The following is a 26297-nucleotide window of genomic DNA, read 5'->3' as shown; positions in this document are numbered from 1 at the left end:
ATGTGAACACAAGCCTGTGTTTTATTTGGTCTTTTTTTTGTGACCTTTTGCGCATATACTAGAAACATAGAAATACAATCAGCCTTATAGGAGGAATGAAAAATGGCAAAAGTTCAAGATATTACAAGAGAATCATGGATTCTGTCAACCTTCCCAGAGTGGGGAACTTGGCTTAATGAAGAAATTGAAGAAGAAGTAGTGCCAGAAGGCAACTTTGCTATGTGGTGGCTAGGCAACTGTGGTGTCTGGATTAAGACACCTGGCGGAGCTAACGTGGTCATGGACCTTTGGTCATCTCGCGGTAAGTCAACTAAAAAAGTAAAAGACATGGTTTGGGGTCACCAAATGGCTAATATGGCAGGTGTTCGTAAATTGCAACCAAACTTGCGTGTACAACCAATGGTTATCGATCCATTTGCCATCAATGAATTGGACTACTACCTGGTATCACACGTCCACAGCGACCACATGGATATCAGCACTGCTGCTGCTATCATCAACAATCCAAAGTTGGACCATGTCAAATTTGTTGGTCCAGTTGAAAGTGGCGACATCTGGGAAAAATGGGGTGTTCCAGCTGACCGTATCATCCGTATCGCACCAGGCGACAGCTTTGAATTCAAAGACATCAAGGTACACGCTGTAGAATCCTTCGACCGTACTTGCTTGGTGACACTTCCGATCGAAGGTTATGACGAAAATGGTGGTAAATTAGCAGGACTTCCTGTGACAGATGAACTCATGGCTCGCAAGGCAGTCAACTATGTCTTTGAAACGCCTGGCGGAACCATCTACCACGGTGCAGACTCCCACTTCTCAAACTACTTTGCAAAACACGGTCGCGACTTCAACATCGACGTTGCTATCAACAACTACGGTGACAACCCAATCGGTATCCAAGACAAGATGACCTCAATCGACCTCCTCCGTATGGCAGAAAACTTGCGTGCTAAGGTGATTATCCCTGTTCACTATGACATCTGGTCTAACTTCATGGCATCAACTGATGAAATCTTGCAACTATGGAAAATGCGTAAAGAACGCTTGCAATACGACTTCCATCCATTCATCTGGGAAGTTGGTGGCAAGTATACTTATCCGATGGACAAGGACCGTATCGAATATCACCACCCACGTGGCTTTGACGATTGCTTCTTGGAAGATTCAAACATTCAATTCAAGGCTTTGCTATAAGAAGACAAGAGGGGCGGGACGAAAGTCCTGCCTTTTGAAACTGACAAGCGAAAACGCTTTATGGTATAATGAAACCATGACTTTTTAAAAGGAGAAAAACATGTCACAACTTTCAGTAAACGCAATTCGTTTTCTTGGTATCGACGCCATTGAAAAATCAAAATCAGGTCACCCAGGTGTTGTTATGGGTGCAGCTCCAATGGCCTACAGCCTTTTTACTAAAGAACTTCGTATCAACCCCGCTCAGCCAAACTGGGTGAACCGTGACCGCTTCATCTTATCAGCAGGTCATGGGTCAATGCTCCTCTACGGACTTCTTCATTTGTCAGGATTTGAAGATGTCACTATGGATGAAATCAAGAACTTCCGTCAATGGGGTTCAAAAACACCAGGTCACCCAGAATTTGGTCACACAGCAGGTGTAGATGCAACAACAGGTCCTCTTGGACAAGGTATCTCAACTGCGACGGGTTTTGCGCAAGCAGAGCGTTTCCTTGCAGCTAAGTACAACCGCGATGGTTTCCCAATCTTTGACCACTATACTTACGTAATCTGTGGTGATGGCGACTTGATGGAGGGTGTTTCTGCAGAAGCAGCTTCTTATGCAGGTCTTCAAAAATTAGAAAAACTCATCGTTCTTTATGATTCAAACGATATCAACTTAGATGGTGAAACAAAAGATTCCTTCACAGAAGATGTGCGTGCTCGCTACAATGCCTATGGCTGGCACACAGATATCGTAACAGACGGTACAGATGTGGATGCAATCTTTGCTGCTATTGAAAAAGCTAAGGCAGCAGGTAAGCCATCTCTTATCGAAATCAAGACTGTCATCGGTCATGGTTCACCAAACAAACAAGGTACAAACGCAGTCCATGGTGCGCCGCTTGGACCAGAGGAAGCAGAAGCAACTCGTAAGGCACTTGACTGGAACTATGCACCATTTGAAATTCCAGCAGAAGTCTATGCGGACTTCAAGGCAAACGTAGCAGATCGCGGGGCAGCAGCTTACGATGCTTGGGTGAAATTAGTAGAAGACTACAAGCAAGCTCATCCAGAATTGGCAGCTGAAGTAACAGCTATCTTGGAAGGTCGTGATGTAGTTGAAATCAAGCCAGAAGACTTCCCAGTTTACGAAAATGGCTTCTCACAAGCAACTCGTAACTCATCACAAGACGCCCTTAACGCAGCAGCTAAGGTCTTGCCTACTTTCCTCGGTGGTTCAGCTGACTTGGCTCACTCAAACATGACCTACATCAAGGAAGATGGGTTGCAAGATTCAGTAAATCCACTCAACCGCAACATCCAGTTCGGTGTGCGTGAATTTGCTATGGGTACTATCTTGAATGGTATGGCAGCCCACGGCGGACTTCGTGTCTATGGTGGTACCTTCTTCGTCTTCTCAGACTATGTAAAAGCAGCGGTTCGTTTGTCAGCCCTTCAAGGTCTTCCTGTGACTTATGTCTTCACACACGATTCTATCGCAGTTGGTGAAGATGGACCTACTCACGAGCCAATCGAGCACTTGGCAGGACTTCGTGCTATGCCAAACCTCAATGTCTTCCGTCCAGCAGATGCGCGTGAAACGCAGGCAGCTTGGTACTTGTCATTGACTAGCAAATCAACTCCATCAGCCCTTGTCCTCACTCGTCAAAACTTGACAGTTGAAGAAGGTACGGACTTTGACAAGGTTGCCAAAGGTGCCTATGTGGTTTATGAAGCAGCAGGCTTTGACACAATCCTTCTTGCATCTGGTTCGGAAGTGAACTTGGCTGTAAAAGCTGCTAAAGAACTAGAAGCAGCTGGTACAAAAGTTCGTGTGGTTTCTGTGCCATCAACTGAACTCTTCGATGCACAAGATGCTGCCTATAAGGAAGAAATCCTTCCAAATGCTATCCGTCGTCGTTTGGCTATCGAAATGGGTGCAACTCAAAGCTGGTACAAGTATGTCGGCCTTGACGGTAAAGTTCTAGGTATTGACACATTTGGTGCATCAGCTCCAGCACAAACAGTTATTGACAACTACGGCATCACAGTAGAAAATGTTGTGAAATTAGTTGGCGAATTGTAATAGAAACTGTACAGACAGCCCTTCGGGGCTGTTTTCTGCTATAATAGACCTATGAACTATACACAAGAAGAAAAAGAATATTTTATGAAGCAGGCTTTGGCTGAAGCCAAAAAATCGCTTGAAAAGGATGAAATTCCTATTGGTTGTGTGATTGTCAAGGATGGACAGATTATTGGTCGCGGACACAATGCCCGTGAAGAGCTCAATCAGGCCATTATGCATGCGGAAGTTATGGCTATTCAGGAAGCTAATAGATCAGAAGGCAACTGGCGTTTGTTGGATACGACCCTCTTTGTGACCATTGAGCCCTGTGTTATGTGTAGCGGAGCAATCGGACTTGCCCGGATCCCTCGAGTGATTTTTGGTGGAAAAAATCAAAAATTTGGAGCTGCAGGTAGCCTATACGACATTTTAACAGATGAGCGCTTGAATCATCGAGTTGTAGTTGAGTCTGGCATTTTGGAGGAAACCTGTATCGAAATGATGCAGGAATTTTTCAGGAAACGAAGAAAACAAAAGAAAATCAATATAATAACCACATAATTCTTGTGATTTGAGAAATGAACTTGTATAATAGTAGTGTGAGTGGTGAGCGCTTACAAAAAAATATAAAACTGGAAGGAGTTTTATTATGAAAAAGACAGTCGTTTCTCTTGCGGCGGTTGCTTTTCTAGGAAGCTTGGTAGTTCCTGTTACAGCTCTAGAGCCGGGTACTACAGTAGATCCTAACAACCATTCTAAGATTGAGGCTCCAACTGCAGAGCCGCTTCCAACTTTAAATATTGAAGCATTCTTAGAAGATGGAACTGTTGAGATTACCCAAGTTCCTTCGGAAGCACCAACAGCTCCAGTTCAAACATCTGATTTGATCTACTCTGTCAAAACAGATGAAGAAACTGGAGAGCAGTACATTGTAGCAGTTCCTGCTACTGCACCAACAAAAGAGTCTCTCAACCTCAAAGGTGGAATTGACGAAAATGGTGATGGTTATGTTTATGGTATTACTACAGATGTCGAAGTACCAACACCAGTTGAAGAACCAACCGTACCAAGCTCACCAGAAGTAAAGACTCTGCCAAGTACAAGTCCAGTACAATAAGACTTGATTGGCCAATAAAGTTGCCTTTTACGGCAACTTTATTTTTTCTAGGAGGTTGCTAATGAATAGAAGTGAAAAGCATAAGAGAAAGAATCCTCGAATATTACAAATTTTGTTAGGGATACTTGTCATTGTTGCAATGGGGATTCTTGGGAGGACAGTCAGCCACTTCTTGTGGGATCGTGGGACTGAGCAAGTAACTGTTCAGACAACTAGTCAGTCAACTAGTTCCTCTAGTCAAGAAGTTGTAGTACCTAGTTATCAGGTTAGTCCTGAGGAAAAGGCAGCAATGCAGGCACGATTTACAGAGTTGAAGGGTATAAACCCAGATACTGTAGCCTATATTTATGCACCAGGAACACCCTTGGACGAGCCAGTAGTACAAACGACGGATAATGAAACCTACCTTGACAAGACATTTGAAGGGGGATACCAGCCTTATTTTGGGACCGTTTTTATGGATACTGAAAGTAAAAATGATTTTAGTGATCCCCTGACTTGGATGTTTGGACATGTCCGTGGTCCGTTGGTAGACGATGAAAGAATTTTTCAAACTGTGACCTACTATGAAAACCAGGCTTATTTTGACCAACATCCATTCTTCGTCGTTCAGACTCCAGAAAGAATTCTCTATTATCAAGCTGCTTTTACAATTGTTATCCCTGAAACTACTCACTATTACAAACATGATTTTGCAGATGGGAAAGAGTTCGTTAATCTATTAGCTCTGGCTAGTCAAGAAGCAGTCGCTAAAAATCCAAATTTACCAATCTTATCAACTGATCACTATCTAGTCTTGGCAACTTGTCGTGCTGAAGATTTAACGACAAGGGCGGTATTATTCTTAAGACAGATTCCAGATTCAGAGCTAGAGGGTTTCCTTGAGCAACACGGTTCGAGTTTGACCTATGTGCCGACTCGCTAGACCTATAGAATAAATTTGCTATTTTATAAAAAAGTGTTATAATAATAAACGGAGCAACATTCGTGCGTGAAGCGGGTCAGGGGAGGAATCCAGCAGCCCTAAGCGAAGTCGGGTGTGTGCTCTTTTTGCATATAGTCTAAAAACCCTTTGAAATCAAGCTTTCAGAGGGTTTTCTTTGTCTGATTTTTAGAAATAGGGGCAACTGACTTAGCAAGTATTTTTCTCTCCATCTGGGGACGGATTTTTGGAATTCTCTATTGAATTATAGGGAAAAAGGAGTAAAATAGACTTCCACTTAAGAAAACTTTTTGTTAGCTCTGTTATTCTATTGAGCAATGAAGGAGGATTTCTATGTTTATATTTGCTTTTCCAGGTATGGGTAAAACGACACTTGCCAAACAATCTTCGCAAATAGTCGACTTAGAGATGTCGGACATCAAGTATGATAATTCTAGTGTTCGTCATTTAAACAAAGAAGAAAGAAAATCAACTCCACGTCCGATTAAAGATAAGAATTATAAAAAGATCTATTTAGATAAAGCTTATGCTTTGCACGAGGGGGGCAAGACAGTCCTTGTCGCCATGAATTTTTTACTGAGAATGCTGCTTGCCATGCTTGTGCGTGGTGCTGTCCCGTTTCACATTTACATTCCTCATCCGTCTTTAAAAGAAGAATACAGACAACGCTATATTCAGAGAGGGAATAATAGCAAGTTTACTTTTGAAGTCATGACGATCTGGTATATTACCCTGGTCCCACTATATTTATTGTCAAAAATATTGCCAAATATGATAACAGTGACACAGTCGGGTCAAGTCTTAGCAGACTATAAAACTCCTTATCACGACCCTATGTTTGTGAAAAATAAACAAGTTACGCAAACCATTTCATGAAAATAAATGAAAATTGATAAATCCCTTGAAAAAAACATGATAAAGCGTTATCATATTATGGTACATAAATGGAGGAATGACATGACACATATTACATTTGATTACTCGAAAGTCTTGGGCCAATTCGTTGGTGCACAAGAAGTTGATTACATGCAACCACAAGTTACCCTTGCAGACCAAATGCTCCGTCAAGGAACAGGTCCTGGTAGCGACTTTATCGGCTGGTTGGATTTGCCAGAAAACTACGACAAAGAAGAGTTTGCGCGTATCAAGGAAGCGGCTACTAAGATCCAAAATGAAAGTGAAGTTTTGGTGGTTATCGGTATCGGTGGTTCTTACCTCGGTGCTAAAGCAGCCATTGATTTCTTGAGCAACTCATTTGTTAACTTGCAAACTCGTGAAGAGCGTAAAGCGCCACAAATCCTTTACGCTGGAAACTCTATCTCATCAAGCTATCTTGCTGACTTGGTGGACTACGTGGCAGATAAGGACTTCTCAGTAAACGTGATTTCTAAATCAGGTACAACAACTGAGCCGGCTATTGCCTTCCGTGTCTTCAAAGAATTGCTTGTCAAGAAATACGGTCAAGAAGAAGCTAACAAGCGTATCTATGCAACAACTGACAAGGCAAAAGGTGCAGTTAAGGTTGAAGCAGATGCAAATGGTTGGGAAACCTTTGTTGTTCCAGATGATGTCGGTGGCCGTTTCTCAGTCTTGACTGCAGTTGGTCTTTTGCCAATCGCAGCAGCTGGTGCAGATATTGATGCCCTTATGGAAGGTGCAAACGCAGCTCGTAAGACTTACACATCAGATAAAATTGCCGAAAATGAGGCTTACCAATATGCAGCTGTTCGTAACATCCTTTACAGAAAAGGCTATGTGACAGAAATCTTGGCTAACTACGAGCCATCACTCCAATACTTCAGCGAATGGTGGAAACAGTTGGCGGGTGAGTCAGAAGGTAAGGACCAAAAAGGTATCAACCCAACGTCTGCAAACTTTTCAACAGACTTGCACTCACTTGGACAATTTATCCAAGAAGGAAACCGCAATATCTTTGAAACAGTAGTTCGTGTTGATAAACCAAGAAAAAATATCTTGATTCCTGAAATGGCAGAAGATCTTGACGGTCTTGGCTACTTGCAAGGTAAGGATGTTGACTTTGTAAACAAAAAAGCAACGGACGGCGTACTTCTTGCCCACACAGATGGTGGAGTACCAAACATGTTTGTCACTCTTCCGCAACAAGATGAGTTCACACTTGGTTACACCTTCTACTTCTTCGAGTTGGCAATTGCGATCTCTGGTTACCTCAATGCCATCAACCCATTTGACCAACCAGGAGTAGAAGCTTACAAGAAAAATATGTTCGCTCTTCTTGGTAAACCAGGATTTGAAGAACTTGGTGCAGAATTGAACGCACGTTTGTAATAGAATGAAACTGACCGGAAACGGCCAGTTTTTCTTTCCTTTAGAAATATGGTAGAATATTCTCTATGAAAAGAGAGTTTTTTGTAGTAGGAGATGTTCATGGTAAATTTGAACTCCTACTCGATATGTTAAAGAAATGGAATGAAGAGCGACAACAGTTGATTTTTCTGGGTGATTTGATTGATCGCGGAGAAAATTCCAAAGCCTGTTTGGAGTTGGTCTGGAGCTTGGTGCGGGAAAAGGGTGCAATTTGTTTAACGGGTAACCATGAACGGATGTTTCTGGCCTGGTTACGTGATCCGGTTGACCGCTATGACCACTATCGGAGAAATGGTGGCGATACGACGATTAACTCCCTTCTTGGTCGGCCCTTGGATGCTCCTGTAGATGGATTGGTGGATGCCAATGCAGTGTTGGAACAATATGAGGACCTGATTGATTTCGTCAAATCTTGCCCCTATCATGTGGAAACGGAAGGATATATCTTTGTCCATGCAGGAGTTGATTTGACCTTACCAGATTGGCGTGAAACCAGCAATCATGATAAAGTCTGGCTTAGAACTCCTTTCCATGAGGCCGAAAATACCACAGGGAAGATGATTGTCTTTGGGCATACTCCTGTTTATAACCTCTATCAGACCAAGCTCCGTATCAGCCAAATTTGGACCAGTTCAGATGGGAAAATGGGGATTGACGGAGGAGCTGTTTACGGCGGAGTTTTACATGGGATTGTGCTGGATGATACAGGTTTAGTTCAAGATTACATCGTCGGAGCTGTTAATCCCGGAAAAGAAATTGAAGATTAGATAATGATTGAAAATTAGGAGGTAAAACTTCTAATTTTTTTGTTTTTCTACTTGACAACGCATATATATATATATATATAATGGTAGTGTAAACAATTTCTTGGAGGATTTTATGAAAAAACTTACTTTCCTAACTTTGACTGCACTGTCAGTGTTTGCACTTGCTGCGTGTTCTACTACTGAACCAAGTAAAAAGGAAGCTACTGATACTTCTAGCAGTGTTACCCAGTCTAGTTCAGAACAAGCAACTAGTACAAGCGACACTGCTTCAGCGACAGATTTTGTCCCAACGGATTCTACTGATGCGACCATTGAAAGTATTGAAACTTACGATGATTATTTGGAAATGTACGAGTTTATTGTCAATGAATACGTGACTAACTATGAAAATATGGTCAGTCAACACGGACTAGGTGATGATGCGACTTATCAAGCGATGAGAGATAGTGTTACACAGTCAGTAGATGAGCAGAAAGCACAATATGGCCTGTTCGGTAATGCACCAATTGTTGGAAAAGATGGGATCGTTCAGTTCCTAAAAGAATACCGAGATAGCTTGCAGCAACAAATCAATGATATGTCTGCAGCCCTAGGTGGTTAAGAAGGATAAGGCAGAAATAGTCAGTACTATTTCTGTTTTTCTTTGCTAGAAAAATCTGAAAATTCTGTTATAATAAGTAAATACCAAAGAAAATGGAGAAAATACTATGACTGCACAAAAAATGACTGCTCAAGAAATCATTGCCTTTATCGGTAATGCTGTGAAAAAAACGACTGTTAAAGTGACCTTTGAAGGAGAATTGGCTGGTCCTGTTCCTGCTGAGGTGACAAAACTTGGCAATGTCCTCTTCGGTGATTGGAAGGACGTTGAGCCACTCTTGGCAAACTTGACTGAGAATGTGGACTACGTTGTAGAACAAGACGGCCGCAATTCAGCAGTGCCTTTGCTGGACAAGCGTAATATCAATGCCCGTATCGAGCCAGGTGCCATTATTCGCGACCAAGTGACGATTGGCGATAATGCCGTTATCATGATGGGAGCAGTAATCAACATCGGTGCAGAAATCGGTCCAGGTACTATGATTGACATGGGTGCGATTTTGGGTGGACGTGCGACCGTTGGTAAAAACAGCCACATCGGTGCAGGTGCGGTCCTTGCAGGTGTCATCGAGCCAGCTTCTGCTGAGCCAGTGCGTGTTGGTGACAATGTCTTGGTCGGTGCCAATGCTGTTGTCATTGAGGGTGTGCAAATCGGTAGCGGTTCTGTTGTGGCCGCAGGTGCTATTGTGACCCAAGACGTCCCTGAAAATGTAGTGGTGGCAGGTGTGCCAGCCCGTATCATCAAGGAAATCGACGCTCAAACCCAACAAAAAACAGCCTTGGAAGAGGCTTTACGGACACTTTAAGAGGTAGCTATGCTAGATTTAATTGCGACACGCCGGGCCCTCCACCAGATTCCAGAGCTGGGCATGGAGGAGTTCAAGACTCACGCCTTTCTTATGGAAACCATTAAAGGTTTACTTCAAAATTGTACTTTTGCCCAAGTCCGCACTTGGCAGACAGGGATTCTGGTTTATCTGACGGGCTCTGCTCCAGAGAAAACGATTGGCTGGCGGGCGGATATTGACGGTCTGCCGATCGTGGAGGAGACGGGCCTGGACTTCAAGTCCCTCCATCCAGATCGTATGCACGCCTGTGGACATGATTTCCACATGACCATTGCCTTGGGGCTTTTGGAGAAAATGGCAGAGCAGCAACCGAGAAACAATCTTCTCTTCCTCTTTCAGCCTGCGGAGGAAAATCTAGGTGGAGCCATGCTAATGTACGAAGATGGAGTATTCCAGGATTGGTTACCAGACGAATTTTATGGTCTCCATGTCCGACCTGACCTCAAGGTCGGTCAAATGGCCACCAACCGTGCGACCCTCTTTGCTGGGACCTGTGAAGTAGAGATACGGTTTACAGGAAAAGGTGGCCACGCAGCATTTCCCCATACCGCAAATGACGCCTTGGTGGCAGCCAGCTACTTTGTGACTCAGGTGCAGACCGTAGTTAGTCGAAATGTTGATCCAATTGAAGGTGGTGTAGTGACTTTTGGAGCCTTACATGCAGGTGTGACCAGTAATATTATTTCAGAAACAGCCCATTTAAGTGGAACTATTAGAGCTTTGACGCAAGAAATGAGTTTACTCATGCAGGAGCGTGTGCGTGCGATTGCTCAAGGGGTTGCAGCAAGTTTTAATATGGAAGTTGACATAGAACTTAATCAAGGTGCTTGGTTGCCTGTAGAAAATAATCCAGAACTAGCTGAAGAGTTGATAACCTATTTTGAACAGGTTGACGGTGTGGACATGATTGAATGTCCGCCTGCTATGACGGGTGAGGACTTTGGCTATTTACTACAAAAGGTACCAGGTGTTATGTTCTGGCTGGGTGTGGATACGCCTTATCCCCTTCACAATCCTCGCCTCAGTCCCAAAGAGGAAGTGCTTCCCTTTGCTGTGGATAAGTTGAGCGATTTTTTGAAAATGAAAGCAAATTAGACTGGGTTTCCAGTCTTTTTCTGAAAGAAAAGGAGTTTCTGTGGATAAAAAGAGCATTCGGCAAGAGGTCTTGCAGAGCTTGAAAGGTCTGCCTAGTAGTCAGCGAGCCAGATGGAGCCAGCAGTTGACGGAACGCCTCCTTGCTTCGGAGGCATATCAAGGCGCAAAGTCGCTTGGGACCTACCTTTCCATGTCCCATGAGTTCGACACTTCTTACCTGATTGAACAGGCTCAAAAGGATGGTAAGCAGATTTTCATCCCTAAGACCTATTCACAAGGGCGCATGGATTTTGTAGAATATAATCCTGATGATTTGGTGAAATCCAGATTTGGAGTTTGGGAACCTGGAACTTATTCACAACCTGTGGATAAGTCTGTGGTTAAGTTGATCCATGTGCCTGGTTTAGCTTGGAATCAAGCGGGTTTTCGAGTGGGCTATGGTGGTGGTTTTTATGATCGCTACCTAGCAGATTATCAGGGGGAGATGGTATCGACCTTGGCAGACTTTCAAGTCTATGATTTCGAACCAGATGTATTTGATATTCCAGTAAAGGAGTTGTTGATTTTTGAAGAACTTTTTTGATAAGCGCTACCCTGTGACCAATGGCTTGTTGGCAGTCACGGCTCTTGTTTTTCTTTTGATACAAGTATTTCGCTTTGGGAAGACGACGGCAGCCTATACAATTTTTGAATTTGGTGGCATGTATGGCCAAGTAGTGCGTTATGATCCGACTCAGTTGTGGCGCTTAATTTCTCCTATCTTTGTCCACATTGGTTGGGAACATTTTATCTTTAACAGCATTACCTTGCTTGGTTTGGGTTATCAATTAGAAGGACTGTTTGGACCACGGCGCTTCTTTCTCCTTTATCTCTTGTCTGGGATAATGGGCAATCTTTTTGTTCTCTTTTTTACACCAGATGTAGTTGGTGCAGGTGCCTCGACCTCGCTCTTTGGTCTTTTTGCTGCCATGGCACTTTTGAGGAAATTCAGTCGTAGTCCCTATCTGCAGGTTCTTGGTCAACGCTACATGGTTCTTTTGGGGCTTAACCTAGTTCTAGGTCTTTTCAATCCAACCATTAGTATGGCAGGACATATTGGAGGAGCTATCGGAGGTTGTTTGGTCGTGATGTTCCTTCCTCCTCTTATGGAAAAAAATCTCTTTACAGGAAAACAGATTTTTTTCAGTTTCATTGGCTATTGGGGCTTGATTGCGGTGCTATTAGGTATATTTTATGTGATATAAGTAAAAAAACTAGCGGTTGCTAGTTTTTTACTTTTCTTCTTCAGTTTGGAATTGTTTAGCAAGGTCGATGATGTAGTCTTTCACGTCATCTTTGACTTGTGGGTGGGTCAAGGCGTAGTCAATTGATGTTTTCATAAAGCCAAATTTATCTCCGACATCGTAGCGTTTTCCTGTAAATTCACGAGCAAATACACGCTGGGTCTTGTTGAGGGTGTCAATGGCATCTGTTAATTGGATTTCGTTGCCGGCACCAGCTTCTTGATTTTCCAAAATATCAAAAATTTCAGGCGTCAACAAGTAGCGACCGATAATGGCTAAGTCAGACGGTGCATCTTCTGGTTTTGGTTTTTCTACAAAGGTATCCACACTATATAGTCCATTGATACCTTCACCGTGTGGTGCAATGACGCCATATGAAGAAACTTCTTCATGAGGGACTGGCATAACTGCAAGTGTTGAAGCATGGGTCGCTTCGTAGTCCTCAATCAGTTGTTTAGTGATTGGTTTAACGGTATCGTCTGTGATGTCCATGAGGTCATCGCCCAGCATAACAACGAACGGCTCATTTCCAACAAAAGCCTTGGCCTGCAAGACTGCGTCCCCCAACCCTTTGGGATAACTCTGGCGAATGAAGTGTAGGCGAATGGCAGTGGCATCATCAACCAATTTCAAGAGGTCGTTTTTCCCTTTTTCTTTTAGATTGTACTCTAACTCAAAGTTTGAATCAAAGTGGTCCTCGATGGAACGTTTTGACTTGTTTGTTACGACCAAGATATCTTCGATACCGGAACGAAGGGCTTCTTCAAAGATAAATTGAAGGGTTGGCTTATCAACGATTGGCAACATTTCTTTGGCAAGAGCCTTAGTAGCAGGTAGGAAACGAGTCCCTAATCCAGCTGCTGGGATGACAGCTTTTCTAACTTTTTTTGTCATTGCGTCTCCTTTATGACCATTCATTTTCGTGGCGGAATTCGCCGGACATAATTTCTTTAATAGCGTCTTGGATGCTAGTGCCTTTGTAAATCACGCTGTAGATAGCTTGGGTGATTGGCATATACACTCCTAATTCTTGTGCCAACTCGTAGGCTGCCTTGGTAGTAGAAATCCCTTCGATAACCATGCCCATGTTGGCTTCGATTTCTTCCAGTTTTTCACCCTTACCAAGCAAATCACCAGCCCGCCAGTTGCGTGAGTGGACAGAGGTTCCTGTAACAATCAAGTCGCCGACACCAGACAGTCCACTGTAGGTTAGGGGATTGGCTCCCATGGCAACTCCAAGGCGGGTAATCTCTGTAAGGCCACGGGCAATGATAGCTGCTTTGGCATTATCACCATAACCAAGTCCGTGTAAAGCGCCAGCACCCACAGCGATGATATTTTTCAGAGCTCCAGCAGTTTCTACCCCGATGACATCGTTGTTGGTATAAAGTCGGAAGTAATGGTTGCTGAAGAGGTTTTGCACATAGCCAGCTGTTTCCAAGTCTTTTGAAGCTGCAGAAATCAAGGTCAAGTCACGGACAATAGTCTCTTCTGCATGGCTTGGTCCAGAAACCACAACGATTTCTGAACGGAGATCTGCAGGAATTTCTTCTTCCAAGACTTCAGATAAGCGTTTGTGGCTATCTGGTTCCAGACCTTTGGAAGCATGCATGACAACAACCTTGTGTTTAAGGGCTTGAGCAACTTGTTTGGCAACCAGACGGGTCACCTTGGTTGGAACAACAAAGAGAATAGCGTCAACTCCGTCTAGTGTTTCTGTCAAATCCTTGTAGCCTTTAATATTCTCATCTAAGACAATATCTTTAAAGTAGCGGGTATTGGTATGCTGTTCATTGATTTCGTCGATCTGTTCGGGAATATTTCCCCAAATACGGACAGTATGACCGTTATCGTTGAGAACCTGAGCCAGGGCAGTCCCCCATGAACCGGGTCCCAAGATAGCAATAGTTTGTTTGGTCATAGAAAATCCTTTCTAGTTGAGTTAATTTATTTACTATTATACCATAAGCAAAAAATAAAAGCTTGCAAGTCATGTCAAATATTGCTTTGATAAAGAAAAATGCTTCCAGCAGGAAGTATGAAAACCGGCGCCATTTTCAGAAAATTGGAGATGAAATCATTGACAATAGTTCCTAAGAGAACTATAATAGTTCTCATGCTAATTAATTGATTGGAAAGGAGCTATCTTGGGACATACTATTGCAGATTTTCGGAACTTGCTCAATCAGATTGAACAAATCAGTGAAACCATTGCTAAAGAATACGATGTAGAGCACCTAGCTGGGCCGCAGGGCTGGGCCTTGCTTTTCATAGCGGAGCGGTCAGACATTGAAACCTTTGTCAAAGATATAGAAACAGATTTGAAGATTTCCAAATCGGTTGCCAGCAATCTGGTCAAGCGAATGGAAAGAAATGGCTTTATCCAAGTCCTGCCTTCTCAGGTTGACAAACGCTTCAAGCGGTTGGTTTTGACAGAGAAAGGACAAGGGAAAATCTGTCACCTGAAAGCCTTCCATGAAGAAATGCACCATTCACTTTTTTGGGGCATTCAAAAAGAAGACTTTGATTTGGTTAAACAGGTAGGCAATCAGTTAAAAGTAAATATTCAACGCTATAAGGAGAAGAATCATGTTTAAAGAAGCCATTTTACGCTATAAATGGTACGCCTTAGCATCGGTCTTGCTGACGTCAATTGTCGTAGCAACGACCTTGATGCAACCTAGTTATTTGCAGGATGTCTTGACAGCAGTCTTGGCCAATGACAAGGATGAAATTGTTCGTGTGGGCAAATTACTGCTGATTATTGCTGGAATTGGTCTTTTGGCAGGGCTTGTCAATACCATTGCTGCAGCTAAGATTTCACAAGGGGTATCTGCAGATATTCGTGAGAAGACTTTTCGGAAAATTCAAAGTTTCTCTTATGCAAATATCGAAGAGTTTAATGCAGGGAACTTGGTTGTTCGGATGACTAACGATGTCAATCAAATCCAGAATCTTGTCATGATGCTCTTCACAGTGTTGATGCGGGTTCCATTGCTGTTTGTCGGAGCCTTTATCATGGCGGTGCGGACCATGCCAGAACTCTGGTGGATGATTATTCTCATGGTGGTCTTGATTATGGCTATTATGGCAGTTGTCATGGGGCAGATGGGACCACGTTTTGGGAAATTCCAGTCCCTCATGGACAAGATGAATAGCATTGCCAAGGAAAACCTACGGGGAATCCGTGTGGTCAAATCCTTTGTTCAAGAGAAAAACCAGTACAAGAAATTCAAAGATGTATCCAATGAACTCTTGGACCTCAATCTCTTTATCGGCTATGGTTTTGCTATCTTGCAACCCTTGATGATGTTTATCTCTTACATGGCGATTTTTGCATCCCTCTACTTGGTGTCCGGGATGTTGGAAACCAACTTGGAAGCAGTTGGTGGCTTTACTTCCTTTATGAGCTACCTCATGCAAATCATGTTTGCCATTATCATGACTAGCTTTATGGGGATGCAGGCTTCACGTGCTGCCATTTCTATTAAGCGGATCAGCGAGATCTTGGATACGGAGCCTGCTATGACCTTCAAGGATGTGGCGGATGAAGAACTGTCTGGTAAGATTGTCTTTGACAATGTTAGCTTTACCTATCCACACGATACAGAGCCGACGTTGAAAAATATCTCCTTTGAGATTGAGCCAGGGCAAATGGTCGGTGTGGTTGGTGCAACAGGTGCGGGTAAATCCACTCTTGCTCAACTGATTCCGCGTTTGTTTGATCCACAAGAAGGAACGGTATCCATCGGTGGTCGGGACTTGAAAGAAGTCAGCAAGAACACCCTGCGTGATACGGTATCGATTGTCTTGCAAAAGGCTATTCTCTTCTCGGGAACCATTGCGGACAACCTGCGTCAAGGGGCACCTGGTGCTGATTTGCAACGTTTGGAGCGGGCCGCAGGTATTGCCCAAGCCAAAGAATTTATCGACCGCTTGGATGATACCTATGAGAGTCAAGTAGAAGAACGTGGAAATAACTTCTCTGGTGGTCAGAAGCAGCGGATGTCCATTGCTCGTGGGGTGATTGGCGAGCCTAAGGTTTTGGTTTTGGATGACTCAACGTCTGCCCTGGATGCCAAGTCTGAGAAACTAGTCCAAGAGGCTCTCAACCATGATTTGAAGGGGACAACAACTGTCATCGTTGCCCAGAAGATTTCTTCTGTTGTCAAAGCTGATAAGATTTTGGTTCTTGACGAAGGTCGTCTGATCGGCCAAGGTACCCACGCCGAGCTGGTAGCGACAAATGATGTCTACCGCGAAATCTACGAAACACAGAAAGGGAGGGAAGAATAGATGAAAACTTTACGTTTTTTCTGGTTTTATTTTAAACGCTATAAGCTGTCCTTTGCTGTGATTTTCTTAGCCATTGTGGCAGCGACCTACTTGCAGGTTAAGACACCTGTTTTCCTTGGAAATGCCATTACAGAAATGGGGAAAATCGGGCAGGCTTATTTTGCTTCGGTGCAAATGGGTCAGTCAGATTTCAAACCGGACCTGTCTGATTTTAACGGGGTTATGCTCAATCTTTTCTTTGCCTATGCGGCGACGGTTGTGGCTTCCTTGATTTACACTCTTCTCTTCACGCGTATCGTGGCTCATTCGACCAACCGTATGCGTAAGGGCTTGTTTGGTAAGTTGGAACGCTTGACAGTTGCCTTCTTTGATAGTCACAAGGACGGAGATATTCTTTCTCGTTTTACCAGTGATTTGGACAATATCCAAAACGCTTTTAACCAGTCCTTGACCCAAGTGGTGACCAACATTGCCCTTTATGTCGGAATGGTTATTATGATGTTCCGTCAGGATACTCGCTTAGCCTGGGTGACCATTGCTTCTACGCCAGTTGCCTTGATTGCCTTGGTGGTTATCATCCGTCTGTCACGTAAATATACTGATAAGCAACAGGCTGCGGTGTCTAAGCTCAATGCCTACATGGACGAGAAAATTTCTGGACAAAAAGCGATTATTGTACAAGGTGTGCAGGAAGAGACGATTGATGGTTTCTTGGAGCTCAATGAAGAAGTTCGTCGTACAACCTTCAAGGGACGCTTGTTTGGTGGGATTCTCTTCCCATTTATGAATGGGATGAGTTTGGTCAATACGGCCATTGTTATCTTTGCAGGCTCTAGCATTGTTCTCAATGATAGCTCACTGGAAACAGCTGCTGCACTTGGTCTGGTGGTGACCTTTGTTCAGTATTCGCAACAGTATTACCAGCCAATCATGCAGGTTGCTGCCAGCTGGGCAGAATTGCAGCTAGCTTTCACAGGAGCTCATCGTATTCAGGAAATGTTTGATGAGCCTGAGGAAGTTCGTCCTCAAAACGCTCCGCTATTTACCGAATTAAAAGAAGGTGTTGAAATCAAGGACATTGACTTTGGCTACCTACCAGGCCAGAAGGTCTTGGACAAGGTATCTATCTCTGCTCCTAAGGGCAAAATGGTGGCAGTCGTTGGTCCGACGGGATCTGGTAAGACTACCATTATGAACTTGATTAACCGCTTCTATGATGTCAACGGTGGTAGCGTGGCCTTTGACGGTCGTGATATTCGGGAATATGACTTGGACAGTTTGCGGGATAAGGTCGGCATTGTCTTGCAGGAGTCAGTGCTATTCTCGGGTACTATTGCGGACAATATTCGCTTCGGTGATGAGAGCATTTCGCAGGAAATGGTGGAAACCGCAGCTCGTGCCACTCATATCCACGACTTTATCATGAGCTTGCCAGAGGGTTATGAAACCTTTGTGACCGATGATGAGAATATCTTCTCAACTGGTCAGAAGCAGCTGATTTCCATTGCCCGTACGCTCTTGACAGATCCACAAGTCTTGATTTTGGACGAAGCAACGTCTAACGTTGATACTGTAACGGAAGCCAAAATTCAAAAGGCTATGGAGGCTATTATCGCAGGACGGACCAGTTTCGTCATTGCCCACCGCCTCAAAACCATCCTCAATGCGGATGAAATTATCGTCCTCAAAGACGGAAAAGTGATTGAGCAAGGCAACCACAGCCAGCTTCTTAAACAGGGTGGTTTCTACGCCGAACTCTACCACAACCAGTTTGTGTTTGAATAGGGAAGATAGAAAAAGGTCTCAACAGGCCTTTTTTTGTTTCAGACTTTTCCAGTCTTGACATCAGCCTGGCGACAGATTATACTGAAATAGACTTATATTTTGAAGGAGCTACTTATGACTCAATTAGATATATTTGATACGATTGTAGGCATCATGCAGGAAGATTCGTCTACTAAAAAGGACAAAAAGGGGGCGGATCCGACTCCTTATCGTGACCAGTTACTGACAGACTTGCCCAAAGAAGACTTTATCTATCTGGTTCGGACTTACTTAGCTAGCTTTGGTGTGCTGGGTCATATCTGGTACCATTCCCCTGTCGCACCAAGATTGGGTGCTTTCCTGCGTCGGCATGAAGATTCCCTCTATGTGCTAGACAGTGATAGTGGCAACGGTCTTGAGGTGGGCGACCGCATTATCGCCATAGGTGGTCAACCTCTTGACCAAGTTTATCAGGAGCACCAAGCCTTTTTTGTCAGTCCGACGCCTGAGCGACAGTACATGGAGTGGGCTTATTTGGTCAAAAAAGCAGAGCAGGTCAGTCTTTTTCGTAATGGTCAGTTCTTGCAAGTAGAGATTGGAGATTGTCAAGATTCAGCAGAGCAGGAAGCATTTGCTTGGAACTGGCTAGACGACCACACTCTCTATATGAAAATGGAGAACTTTTATGACGAAGAGAAAATTGGACAGCTCTATACCCAGATAGAGCCTCTGTTGCCCATGGTAAAAAACTTGATTATTGATGTCCGTGTCAACAGTGGTGGCAGTGATTCACTCTATTGGCCCTTGCTCAAATATGCCTTGCCAGCAGGGAAATCCTACAAAGATATGGTGACGGATGAGGCAGGCATGGAGATTCTCTATACACCGACAAATGTTGCTCACCGACGTAAGTTGTTCGAGCAGGATTTGCGGGATCCTCATCTTTCAGCAGAAAGTCGAGCCTTTACAGAAAGTTTGTTGGCAGACTTGGAAGTACATCAGGGTGCTGGCTTTGTCTGTGCAGATGACGAGGAAGATTACTTGGCAGAATATAGAGGACTTGAAGGTGGACCGAATAAGATTTATATCCTGTCAGATGTTCGTTGTGCCTCTTCAGGAGATAATTTTGTCCAAACCTTTAAACCACTTCCAAAAGTCACAGTGGTTGGGCGGGCGACCTTGGGTATCTTAGATTATTCCAACTGCTGTTTTGCAGAATTTGGCGACGATTACCTGATGTATCCGACCTCACGTAGTTTGGAAATTGACAAGGGAAATGGGATGACAGATAGAGGCGTTGAGCCAGATATTTACATTCCCTGGACACCTGAGCATTTGGAAAGAGATGTAGACTTGGACTATGTTTTGAAACTGATTCAAACCAGCGAGATCTTCTAGTTTACTAGTAGGTCTTTGTTTTACCCTCTATTTCCTGTATAATAGACCTATGAAAAAACAGAGCGTTCGAGTTGAATTATTTCCCCTGAAAAAAGAAGAAATCCTTGCCTACTTAGATGACAAGGGGATTTTAGTGAATGATTATTTCAAGACCTACCTAGCTCACCCCACTTATCAAGAAGTGGTGGAGAAACAGAAGTGTTTAGTTGAGATTGTCAGCCTAGCCGACATGGGATTTGATAGGGAAGCGACTGCTCCTCAGATAGAGGAGAGAGCCGTGGAGATGGGGTATCAATTACCGCCAGCTCCTCTGGGAGTTTATCTTCGCCTGGCCTTGTTGGAACAGGAAGTCAGCCAGGATACCGTACTCTCCCAAGGAAAATCACCAGACGGAGCTATTTGCCTGCTGTCGCCTCAGTTGGAGAAAGAGTTTACCTTCCCTCGTAGTGTCTATCTTCGCAAGGTTGACCAAGACTCGTGGCTACGTGCAGCCCGCTTTGATGACGAGTACGCCTTTCCCCTAACCACACTTTTTGCATTTGTGACGAAAAATGCGAATGAATACAATGAATAAAAAGAAGAAAATAATGTAAGGAGTCCTTATGAAAATCCGTGGTTTCGAACTGGTCAGCCAGTTTACAGATGAAAACTTATTGCCAAAACGTGAGACAGCCCACGCAGCAGGTTACGACCTGAAGGCTGCGGAGACCGTCAGCTTGGAGCCAGGTGAGATTAAGCTGGTGCCAACGGGTGTCAAGGCCTATATGCAGGTCAACGAGGTCCTCTATCTCTACGACCGTTCGTCCAACCCTCGCAAGAAGGGGCTGGTTTTGATTAACTCGGTTGGGGTTATCGACGGTGACTATTATGGCAATCCAGCCAATGAAGGTCACATCTTTGCCCAGATGCGAAACATCACAGAAGAAATCGTTGTGGTGGAGGCTGGTGAGCGAATTGTACAGGCTGTTTTTGCCCCCTTCCTCTTGGCTGACGGCGACCAGGCCGACGGTGTTCGGACGGGCGGATTTGGATCGACGGGGAAGTAGGAGGAAATCATCATCGCTAAGAAAAAAACAACCTTTGTCTGTCAATCTTGCGAGTACCACTCACCCAAGTATCTGGGCCGCTGCCCCAACTGTGGCTCCTGGTCTAGCTTTGTCGAGGAAGTGGAAGTCGCTGAAGTCAAGAACGAGCGGGTCAGCCTGACAGGTGAGAAGACCCGACCTATGAAACTCAATGAAGTTTCCTCTATTCAAGTGGCCCGCACCAAGACCAACATGGAGGAGTTCAACCGTGTCCTCGGTGGCGGTGTGGTGCCAGGCAGTCTGGTCTTGATCGGAGGCGATCCAGGGATTGGCAAATCCACCTTGCTCTTGCAGGTTTCTACCCAGCTTTCGACCATTGGCACGGTCCTCTATGTGTCGGGGGAAGAGTCTGCCCAGCAGATTAAGTTGCGGGCGGAGCGTTTGGGTGACATCGACAGCGAGTTCTATCTCTATGCGGAAACCAATATGCAGAGCATTCGGACCGAGATTGAGAAGATTCAGCCAGATTTCCTGATTATCGACTCTATCCAGACCATTATGAGCCCTGACATCTCCAGCGTGCAAGGCTCTGTCAGTCAGGTCCGTGAAGTGACCAATGAACTCATGCAGATTGCCAAGACCAACAACATCGCAACCTTTATCGTCGGCCACATGACCAAGGAAGGCACCCTGGCTGGACCGCGGACCTTGGAGCACATGGTAGACACCGTTCTCTATTTTGAGGGCGAGCGGCAGCACACCTTCCGTATCTTGCGGGCGGTCAAAAACCGCTTTGGCTCCACCAACGAAATCGGCATTTTTGAAATGCAGTCGCAGGGCTTGGTTGAAGTCCTCAATCCTAGCGAGGTCTTTCTGGAGGAGCGTTTGGATGGGGCGACAGGATCTGCCATTGTCGTGACCATGGAGGGCACCCGCCCTATCCTTGCCGAAGTGCAGGCCCTGGTGACGCCGACCATGTTTGGCAATGCCAAGCGGACCACGACGGGCTTGGATTTCAATCGTGCTAGCTTGATTATGGCGGTTTTGGAAAAACGGGCAGGCCTGCTCCTTCAAAACCAAGATGCCTACCTTAAGTCAGCAGGCGGTGTCAAACTGGATGAGCCAGCTATTGATCTTGCGGTCGCAGTTGCCCTTGCCTCCAGTTACAAGGATAAGCCAACCAACCCACAAGAGTGCTTTATAGGCGAAATCGGTCTGACAGGTGAAATCCGCCGTGTCAATCGGATTGAACAACGGATTAACGAAGCCGCCAAATTGGGCTTTACCAAGGTCTATGCCCCCAAAAATTCCCTGACAGGTATCAAGGTGCCCAAGGAAATCACCGTTATCGGCGTGACAACCATTGGCGAAGTCTTGCAGAAAGTGTTTAAGTGACAAAAATATTCGGGAGTGACAGCTAGTCGCTCCTCTTTTTGCGACAAATGGTTGGGAATGTGATAAGCTAGAATTAACTTATTTTCTGAAAATTTCAGAAATTCTCATCAGACAAGGAGGTCCTATGTCTTATTTTCAAAACTTTATGAAGGCCAACAAGGCCTATGTTGACCTGCATGGTGATTACCATTTGCCTCTTCGTCCAAAGACCAAGGTGGCTATCGTGACCTGTATGGACTCACGGCTTCACGTGGCGCAGGCCTTGGGATTGGCTCTGGGTGATGCCCACATTTTACGGAATGCGGGCGGGCGCGTGACGGAGGACATGATTCGCTCGCTAGTCATTTCCCAGCAGCAGCTCGGCACAAGGGAAATCGTGGTGCTTCACCATACAGACTGCGGTGCCCAGACCTTTACCAATGAGGACTTTGCGGCTCAACTCAAGCGGGATTTGGGAGTGGATGTAGCTGGTCGGGACTTTCTTCCTTTTACAGATATTGAAGAAAGCGTGCGGGAGGATATTGCTCTCTTGAAACAATCTCCGCTCATACCTGATGACGTTGAAATTTTTGGTGCGGTTTATGATGTGGATACGGGCCGTATGACAGAAGTTATCTAGTCTGTCAGTTTATCTTTTATTACGTCGACGTATGGGGAAACTCCGTTTCCTTATTTCCAGATTCAAATAATTTGTGATTATTTGAACTCGCTTTGCTGTACTCTACGAACGTTACTTACTGTCGTAAGTATGATTTCCAACCTTCAACAGTCCGCTGGACTATTAAAGCAACCTGTAGCTCACTTCCTAATGCTGAAAGACTAGATAATAATAAAAACGGGGGAACTGATAGTGCAGTTTCCCATATTTTTTTATAAAAATACTTGACAGGTTTTTGTTTTAGTTGTAGAATTGTGTTATAAAAATAGTACAAAAACAAGGAGACCTTCTCATGTCAGATAATCGGATGAAATACACAATCGACAGCAATATGCAATTTCCTTTGGTAGAAATCGCCTTGGAAGCTGGGGAGTCAGCTTATATCCAACAGGGAAGCATGGTCTACCATACGCCGAGTGTGACCTTGAATACCAAGCTTAATGCGCGTGGTGGCTCTGGTTTTGGTAAGCTCATAGGTGCCATTGGTCGTTCTATGGTATCAGGTGAGTCCATGTTTATCACGCAAGCCATTTCCAATAGTGATGATGGAAAGATTGCTCTTGCTCCATCAACTCCGGGGCAGGTCATTGCCTTGGAACTTGGGGCAGAACAATACCGCCTTAATGATGGCGCATTTCTTGCCCTTGATGGTTCAGCTCAGTATAAGATGGAACGCCAAAGTGTTGGTCGGGCCTTCTTTGGTGGTCAGGGTGGCCTCTTTGTTATGACGACTGAGGGTAAGGGTACCCTCTTGGCAAATGCTTTCGGGTCGATTAAGAAGATTGAATTGGATGGCGGGAGTATTACCATTGATAATGCCCATGTGGTAGCTTGGAGCCGTGACCTTAACTACGATATTCACATGGAAAATGGTTTCCTACAATCCATTGGTACTGGCGAAGGGATTGTTAATACCTTCTCGGGCTATGGGGAAATCTATGTACAAAGCTTGAATATTGAAACCTTTGCTCAAGTTATCGGTAGCCATATCGTAACAGGTGGCGATGGTGGAGGAGGTAGTACATCTCTTCTTGATGCGATTTTTTAAGACTCAACCAGCCGAGGCTGGTTGAGTCTTTTCAGAATCCTTGTTGGTCAATAGTGAAACACCAAAATATTTGTCTGCATTAACAATATTTCAAATTTGACATTGATACATAAAATAGTTTACTATAGGGGTATTGTGTATTAAAGGAAAAAATTGTGAGACGTTTTAAGAGAAAGACAAACATTGTAGAAATTTCAAGAAAAACAAGAGTTAGGATGCATAAGTCCGGGAAAAATTGGGTGCGGACTATTTTTTCAAGTATTCAAACTAAGAAATTAAATTTTACCAATAATAAGCTGCTTTCAAATCAGCAATCAGACTGGGTGAGAAATGATGCTTATAATAAAAGTGCAGCTCTCCTTGGTGTCATCATCGGTGGCTATGCTGAAGCTGGAATTGTAATGGCCGAGGAGATAGTAGTTTCAGAGACTAATCAGACCGTTTTAGCGACCACGGACTCGGTTGCAATGAGTACTACTTCAAGTGCAGCAGCTTCTCATTCTGCAGAAATAGATAGCGCCAGCTTAGCTAATTCCCTCTCTGAGTCGCTTGGGAATTCACTTGCTCAATCCGAATCAATATCTATATCCACAAGCCAGTCTGTATCTGAAGTTATTTCTAGTTCGGAATCTGTATCAGAATCTGAATCAATATCGGAATCACTTTCCTATTCTACATTTGCTTCAGAATCCGCTACAATATCATCGCTTGAATCCCTCTCTACATCTCTATCAGACACCATTACATCTTCAAATATCGTACATAGTAGTATTGTGTCTTCTTCAATCCAATCCAATTCTGAAAGCGATTTGGAGGAAGGGAAACAATCTGAGATGACTTCAGAGTCTGTTTCAGAAAATGTTACTTCAGAGTCTATGACTGCTACCTCGAAATCGCTCGATACAAGTCGGTTTCATTTAGCAGTATCAGCTTTACAGGTGGCGATGGGGCACAGCTTACCTAATACGATTGAGATATCTTCAACACAGTACCAACAGTATCTCGAGGCCAAGCAAGGTGCGGATGATGCTGTGGTGCTGGTAAATCAAGTTTTGAAGGAAGGAGTGGATGAACAGGACAAACTGGATGCTATTAGCATGAGGATTGCTCAGGCGGCAAATAGTTTGACAGGAAGAATCAATCAACTTACTTCAAGAACGGCAATGGTCGGGAGCCAACTACGGGCGTCTTCAAGCATATTAGTATTTTCAGAGTCAGACCATTCTGCAAAATATAGGGACCGCCAGATTTCAATAGTTGAGGGTCGTCTTGATACGACTACAAATCTTATTGAATGGACAGTGACTTACCAACCCGTTCAGTCTCTGACAGAAGCCTATGCTGGATTATATGTCGCAGCTGTTACAGAAATGGGTCCTCCTCAGAATATTCAGGTAAATGGTATTCCGCTACTGTTGGATACGAGCATTCGGAATCGTGAGACGCTTGGAACCAATTTAAGTACGACAGACTATACAGGTCGGTTTTATGGGAATAACTATAGCTTAGGAACGGACAAAGTTACTCTTTCTGGTCCAATTACTTACACATTTTCAACAAGAGTCGGTTCGAGTTTAGCCAATATTGCCCTATATGTGCAGGCAGCTTTACATCCAACTGATTCGAATGTTCATGCTACTTATAATGAAGCAAATGGTCGAACCAATTTGAGCGGAATGTTAATTGGGTACAAGGCTTCTTTCGTAGCAGATAGTATGAATAGTTTTCTGCAGTCAACATCCGAGTCCATCCAAAACTCCTTAAGCATTCGACAATCGATTAGTCAAAGTCAATCCCTATCTGTTTCAGAATCGCGCTCTGTCTCACAATCTCAGTCCCAGTCCATTTCGCTTTCGAATTCGCAATCAACATCATTGTCGGTATCGGAATTGATTTCTGAGTCTGTCTCGATTTCAGAATCGTCATCATATTCGGAATCCTTGGTAGCTTCTGTTTCAGAATCAGTTAGTGAGTCCCTCTCTGAGTCTTTATCAATTTCCCTGTCAGTTTCCATCTCAGAATCGGTCAGCGAATTAGTTTCAGAATCCATCTCAGAATCAGTATCTGAGTCAATCAGTGAATCCGTCTCAGAGTCAATCTCAGAATCAGTCAGCGAGTCAGTGTCTGAGTCCATTTCAGAATCAGTATCCGAGTCGGTGTCAGAATCAGTATCTGAGTCAATTTCTGAGTCGGTAAGCGAATCAATTTCAGAATCAGTATCTGAATCTATCTCTGAATCGGTAAGTGAGTCGATTTCAGAGTCAGTATCAGAATCCATCTCAGAATCAGTCAGCGATTCGATTTCAGAATCCATCTCTGATTCAGTATCTGAGTCCATCTCAGAATCCGTTTCCGAGTCAGTCTCAGAATCCATTTCAGAATCAGTATCCGAGTCAGTGTCTGAATCCCTTTCAGAATCGGTATCCGAGTCTGTTTCAGAATCCCTTTCAGAATCGGTATCCGAGTC

At 44.2% G+C, this 26297-nt stretch carries 24 protein-coding genes, 1 other RNA gene and 2 pseudogenes; 24 read left to right on the top strand and 3 right to left on the bottom strand.

The annotated features are described in order from the left end of the window. The first annotated feature begins 102 nt into the window (after positions 1-102). The 14 genes from ulaG to ACEE44_RS07245 all read left to right on the top strand — a co-directional run bounded on the left by ulaG (position 103) and on the right by ACEE44_RS07245 (position 12207). Positions 103-1194: an L-ascorbate 6-phosphate lactonase gene (gene ulaG, locus ACEE44_RS07310; protein WP_002938500.1), complete on the top strand. Its 1092-nt coding sequence runs from the start codon at positions 103-105 to the stop codon at positions 1192-1194. Positions 1195-1294: 100 nt separating this feature from the next. Further along, the gene (gene tkt / locus ACEE44_RS07305; protein WP_449171792.1) at positions 1295-3265 is read left to right on the top strand and encodes a transketolase; all 1971 of its coding nucleotides are present in this window, start codon (positions 1295-1297) and stop codon (positions 3263-3265) included. 51 nt (positions 3266-3316) lie between these two features. Continuing rightward, a complete protein-coding gene (gene tadA, locus ACEE44_RS07300; RefSeq protein WP_449171791.1) occupies positions 3317-3808 on the top strand; it encodes a tRNA adenosine(34) deaminase TadA in 492 nt (163 codons plus the stop codon). Between the two features lie 88 nt (positions 3809-3896). Continuing rightward, a complete protein-coding gene (locus ACEE44_RS07295) occupies positions 3897-4364 on the top strand; it encodes a hypothetical protein (RefSeq protein ID WP_332411314.1) in 468 nt (155 codons plus the stop codon). A gap of 61 nt (positions 4365-4425) precedes the next feature. Beyond that, positions 4426-5289, top strand: a complete 864-nt coding sequence (gene srtB, locus ACEE44_RS07290) for a class B sortase, LPKTxAVK-specific (protein ID WP_449171790.1) — start codon at positions 4426-4428, stop codon at positions 5287-5289. A gap of 43 nt (positions 5290-5332) precedes the next feature. Next, positions 5333-5422, top strand: an RNA gene (gene ffs, locus ACEE44_RS07285) — signal recognition particle sRNA small type. A 218-nt stretch (positions 5423-5640) separates the two neighbouring features. Continuing rightward, positions 5641-6183, top strand: a complete 543-nt coding sequence (locus ACEE44_RS07280) for a hypothetical protein (protein ID WP_449171789.1) — start codon at positions 5641-5643, stop codon at positions 6181-6183. 81 nt (positions 6184-6264) lie between these two features. Beyond that, entirely contained in the window at positions 6265-7614 is a 1350-nt protein-coding gene (locus ACEE44_RS07275; protein WP_449171788.1) for a glucose-6-phosphate isomerase, read from the top strand. Positions 7615-7679: 65 nt separating this feature from the next. Beyond that, positions 7680-8420 (top strand): metallophosphoesterase, encoded by a 741-nt coding sequence (locus ACEE44_RS07270; RefSeq protein ID WP_449171787.1) that lies wholly within the window; start codon positions 7680-7682, stop codon positions 8418-8420. Positions 8421-8532: 112 nt separating this feature from the next. After that, positions 8533-9021, top strand: coding sequence for a hypothetical protein (locus ACEE44_RS07265; protein WP_248044916.1), 489 nt, complete (start codon positions 8533-8535; stop codon positions 9019-9021). Positions 9022-9127: 106 nt separating this feature from the next. Further along, the gene (gene dapD, locus ACEE44_RS07260) at positions 9128-9826 is read left to right on the top strand and encodes a 2,3,4,5-tetrahydropyridine-2,6-dicarboxylate N-acetyltransferase (RefSeq protein ID WP_024376132.1); all 699 of its coding nucleotides are present in this window, start codon (positions 9128-9130) and stop codon (positions 9824-9826) included. 9 nt (positions 9827-9835) lie between these two features. Then, complete coding sequence (locus ACEE44_RS07255; RefSeq protein ID WP_449171786.1) at positions 9836-10963, top strand: N-acetyldiaminopimelate deacetylase; 1128 nt, start codon at positions 9836-9838, stop codon at positions 10961-10963. A 40-nt stretch (positions 10964-11003) separates the two neighbouring features. Next, positions 11004-11546, top strand: a complete 543-nt coding sequence (locus tag ACEE44_RS07250; protein ID WP_449171785.1) for a 5-formyltetrahydrofolate cyclo-ligase — start codon at positions 11004-11006, stop codon at positions 11544-11546. Then, positions 11530-12207: a rhomboid family intramembrane serine protease gene (locus ACEE44_RS07245; RefSeq protein WP_449171784.1), complete on the top strand. Its 678-nt coding sequence runs from the start codon at positions 11530-11532 to the stop codon at positions 12205-12207. The genes ACEE44_RS07250 and ACEE44_RS07245 overlap by 17 nt, the downstream gene beginning before the upstream one ends. Before the next feature lie 27 nt (positions 12208-12234). On the opposite strand, the gene galU is transcribed toward ACEE44_RS07245, so the two are convergent. Further along, positions 12235-13140, bottom strand: a complete 906-nt coding sequence (galU, locus tag ACEE44_RS07240) for a UTP--glucose-1-phosphate uridylyltransferase GalU (protein ID WP_449171783.1) — start codon at positions 13138-13140, stop codon at positions 12235-12237. A gap of 10 nt (positions 13141-13150) precedes the next feature. Then, positions 13151-14167 (bottom strand): NAD(P)H-dependent glycerol-3-phosphate dehydrogenase, encoded by a 1017-nt coding sequence (locus ACEE44_RS07235; RefSeq protein WP_449171782.1) that lies wholly within the window; start codon positions 14165-14167, stop codon positions 13151-13153. Between the two features lie 226 nt (positions 14168-14393). Here ACEE44_RS07235 and ACEE44_RS07230 point away from each other — a divergent pair, with 226 nt between their 5' ends. The 10 genes and pseudogenes from ACEE44_RS07230 to ACEE44_RS07185 form a co-directional block, all read left to right on the top strand. After that, positions 14394-14843, top strand: a complete 450-nt coding sequence (locus ACEE44_RS07230; protein ID WP_449171781.1) for a MarR family winged helix-turn-helix transcriptional regulator — start codon at positions 14394-14396, stop codon at positions 14841-14843. Further along, positions 14836-16542, top strand: coding sequence for an ABC transporter ATP-binding protein (locus ACEE44_RS07225; protein WP_449171780.1), 1707 nt, complete (start codon positions 14836-14838; stop codon positions 16540-16542). The genes ACEE44_RS07230 and ACEE44_RS07225 overlap by 8 nt, the downstream gene beginning before the upstream one ends. Next, the gene (locus tag ACEE44_RS07220; protein WP_449171779.1) at positions 16543-18327 is read left to right on the top strand and encodes an ABC transporter ATP-binding protein; all 1785 of its coding nucleotides are present in this window, start codon (positions 16543-16545) and stop codon (positions 18325-18327) included. A 114-nt stretch (positions 18328-18441) separates the two neighbouring features. Next, positions 18442-19704 (top strand): S41 family peptidase, encoded by a 1263-nt coding sequence (locus ACEE44_RS07215; protein ID WP_449171778.1) that lies wholly within the window; start codon positions 18442-18444, stop codon positions 19702-19704. Between the two features lie 49 nt (positions 19705-19753). Beyond that, positions 19754-20278 carry a hypothetical protein gene (locus ACEE44_RS07210; RefSeq protein WP_449171777.1) on the top strand — a complete coding sequence of 175 codons (525 nt, stop codon included), beginning with the start codon at positions 19754-19756 and terminating at the stop codon, positions 20276-20278. A 28-nt stretch (positions 20279-20306) separates the two neighbouring features. Beyond that, complete coding sequence (locus tag ACEE44_RS07205; RefSeq protein ID WP_449171776.1) at positions 20307-20750, top strand: dUTP diphosphatase; 444 nt, start codon at positions 20307-20309, stop codon at positions 20748-20750. Positions 20751-20756: 6 nt separating this feature from the next. Further along, complete coding sequence (gene radA, locus ACEE44_RS07200) at positions 20757-22124, top strand: DNA repair protein RadA (protein WP_449171825.1); 1368 nt, start codon at positions 20757-20759, stop codon at positions 22122-22124. A gap of 124 nt (positions 22125-22248) precedes the next feature. Beyond that, on the top strand, positions 22249-22743 hold the full coding sequence (locus ACEE44_RS07195; RefSeq protein WP_449171775.1) for a beta-class carbonic anhydrase: 495 nt from the start codon (positions 22249-22251) through the stop codon (positions 22741-22743). Positions 22744-23074: 331 nt separating this feature from the next. After that, positions 23075-23830: a TIGR00266 family protein gene (locus tag ACEE44_RS07190; protein ID WP_105118602.1), complete on the top strand. Its 756-nt coding sequence runs from the start codon at positions 23075-23077 to the stop codon at positions 23828-23830. Positions 23831-23985: 155 nt separating this feature from the next. Next, positions 23986-24078: pseudogene (locus ACEE44_RS07185) on the top strand (KxYKxGKxW signal peptide domain-containing protein); the annotation flags it as partial. Between the two features lie 1583 nt (positions 24079-25661). On the opposite strand, the pseudogene ACEE44_RS07180 reads toward ACEE44_RS07185, so the two are convergent. Then, positions 25662-26297: pseudogene (locus tag ACEE44_RS07180) on the bottom strand (KxYKxGKxW signal peptide domain-containing protein); the annotation flags it as partial.

The organism is Streptococcus sp. 32226D021BW (genome assembly GCF_053545015.1).
Note: the sequence above shows the minus strand (reverse complement) of the source record. Positions and strands in the feature narration are given on the sequence as shown.

Bases quoted from the DNA above. Each gene is read 5' to 3' on its own strand.
- ACEE44_RS07225 (WP_449171780.1), top strand. From the start codon at position 14,836: ATGTTTAAAGAAGCCATTTTACGCTATAAATGGTACGCCTTAGCATCG.
- ACEE44_RS07255 (WP_449171786.1), top strand. From the start codon at position 9,836: ATGCTAGATTTAATTGCGACACGCCGGGCCCTCCACCAGATTCCAGAG.
- ACEE44_RS07195 (WP_449171775.1), top strand. From the start codon at position 22,249: ATGTCTTATTTTCAAAACTTTATGAAGGCCAACAAGGCCTATGTTGAC.
- ACEE44_RS07215 (WP_449171778.1), top strand. From the start codon at position 18,442: ATGACTCAATTAGATATATTTGATACGATTGTAGGCATCATGCAGGAA.
- ACEE44_RS07280 (WP_449171789.1), top strand. From the start codon at position 5,641: ATGTTTATATTTGCTTTTCCAGGTATGGGTAAAACGACACTTGCCAAA.
- srtB (WP_449171790.1), top strand. From the start codon at position 4,426: ATGAATAGAAGTGAAAAGCATAAGAGAAAGAATCCTCGAATATTACAA.
- ACEE44_RS07270 (WP_449171787.1), top strand. From the start codon at position 7,680: ATGAAAAGAGAGTTTTTTGTAGTAGGAGATGTTCATGGTAAATTTGAA.
- tadA (WP_449171791.1), top strand. From the start codon at position 3,317: ATGAACTATACACAAGAAGAAAAAGAATATTTTATGAAGCAGGCTTTG.
- dapD (WP_024376132.1), top strand. From the start codon at position 9,128: ATGACTGCACAAAAAATGACTGCTCAAGAAATCATTGCCTTTATCGGT.
- galU (WP_449171783.1), bottom strand. From the start codon at position 13,140: ATGACAAAAAAAGTTAGAAAAGCTGTCATCCCAGCAGCTGGATTAGGG.
- ACEE44_RS07220 (WP_449171779.1), top strand. From the start codon at position 16,543: ATGAAAACTTTACGTTTTTTCTGGTTTTATTTTAAACGCTATAAGCTG.
- ACEE44_RS07205 (WP_449171776.1), top strand. From the start codon at position 20,307: ATGAAAATCCGTGGTTTCGAACTGGTCAGCCAGTTTACAGATGAAAAC.
- ACEE44_RS07190 (WP_105118602.1), top strand. From the start codon at position 23,075: ATGTCAGATAATCGGATGAAATACACAATCGACAGCAATATGCAATTT.
- ACEE44_RS07235 (WP_449171782.1), bottom strand. From the start codon at position 14,167: ATGACCAAACAAACTATTGCTATCTTGGGACCCGGTTCATGGGGGACT.
- ACEE44_RS07295 (WP_332411314.1), top strand. From the start codon at position 3,897: ATGAAAAAGACAGTCGTTTCTCTTGCGGCGGTTGCTTTTCTAGGAAGC.
- ACEE44_RS07210 (WP_449171777.1), top strand. From the start codon at position 19,754: ATGAAAAAACAGAGCGTTCGAGTTGAATTATTTCCCCTGAAAAAAGAA.
- ACEE44_RS07275 (WP_449171788.1), top strand. From the start codon at position 6,265: ATGACACATATTACATTTGATTACTCGAAAGTCTTGGGCCAATTCGTT.
- ulaG (WP_002938500.1), top strand. From the start codon at position 103: ATGGCAAAAGTTCAAGATATTACAAGAGAATCATGGATTCTGTCAACC.
- ACEE44_RS07265 (WP_248044916.1), top strand. From the start codon at position 8,533: ATGAAAAAACTTACTTTCCTAACTTTGACTGCACTGTCAGTGTTTGCA.
- tkt (WP_449171792.1), top strand. From the start codon at position 1,295: ATGTCACAACTTTCAGTAAACGCAATTCGTTTTCTTGGTATCGACGCC.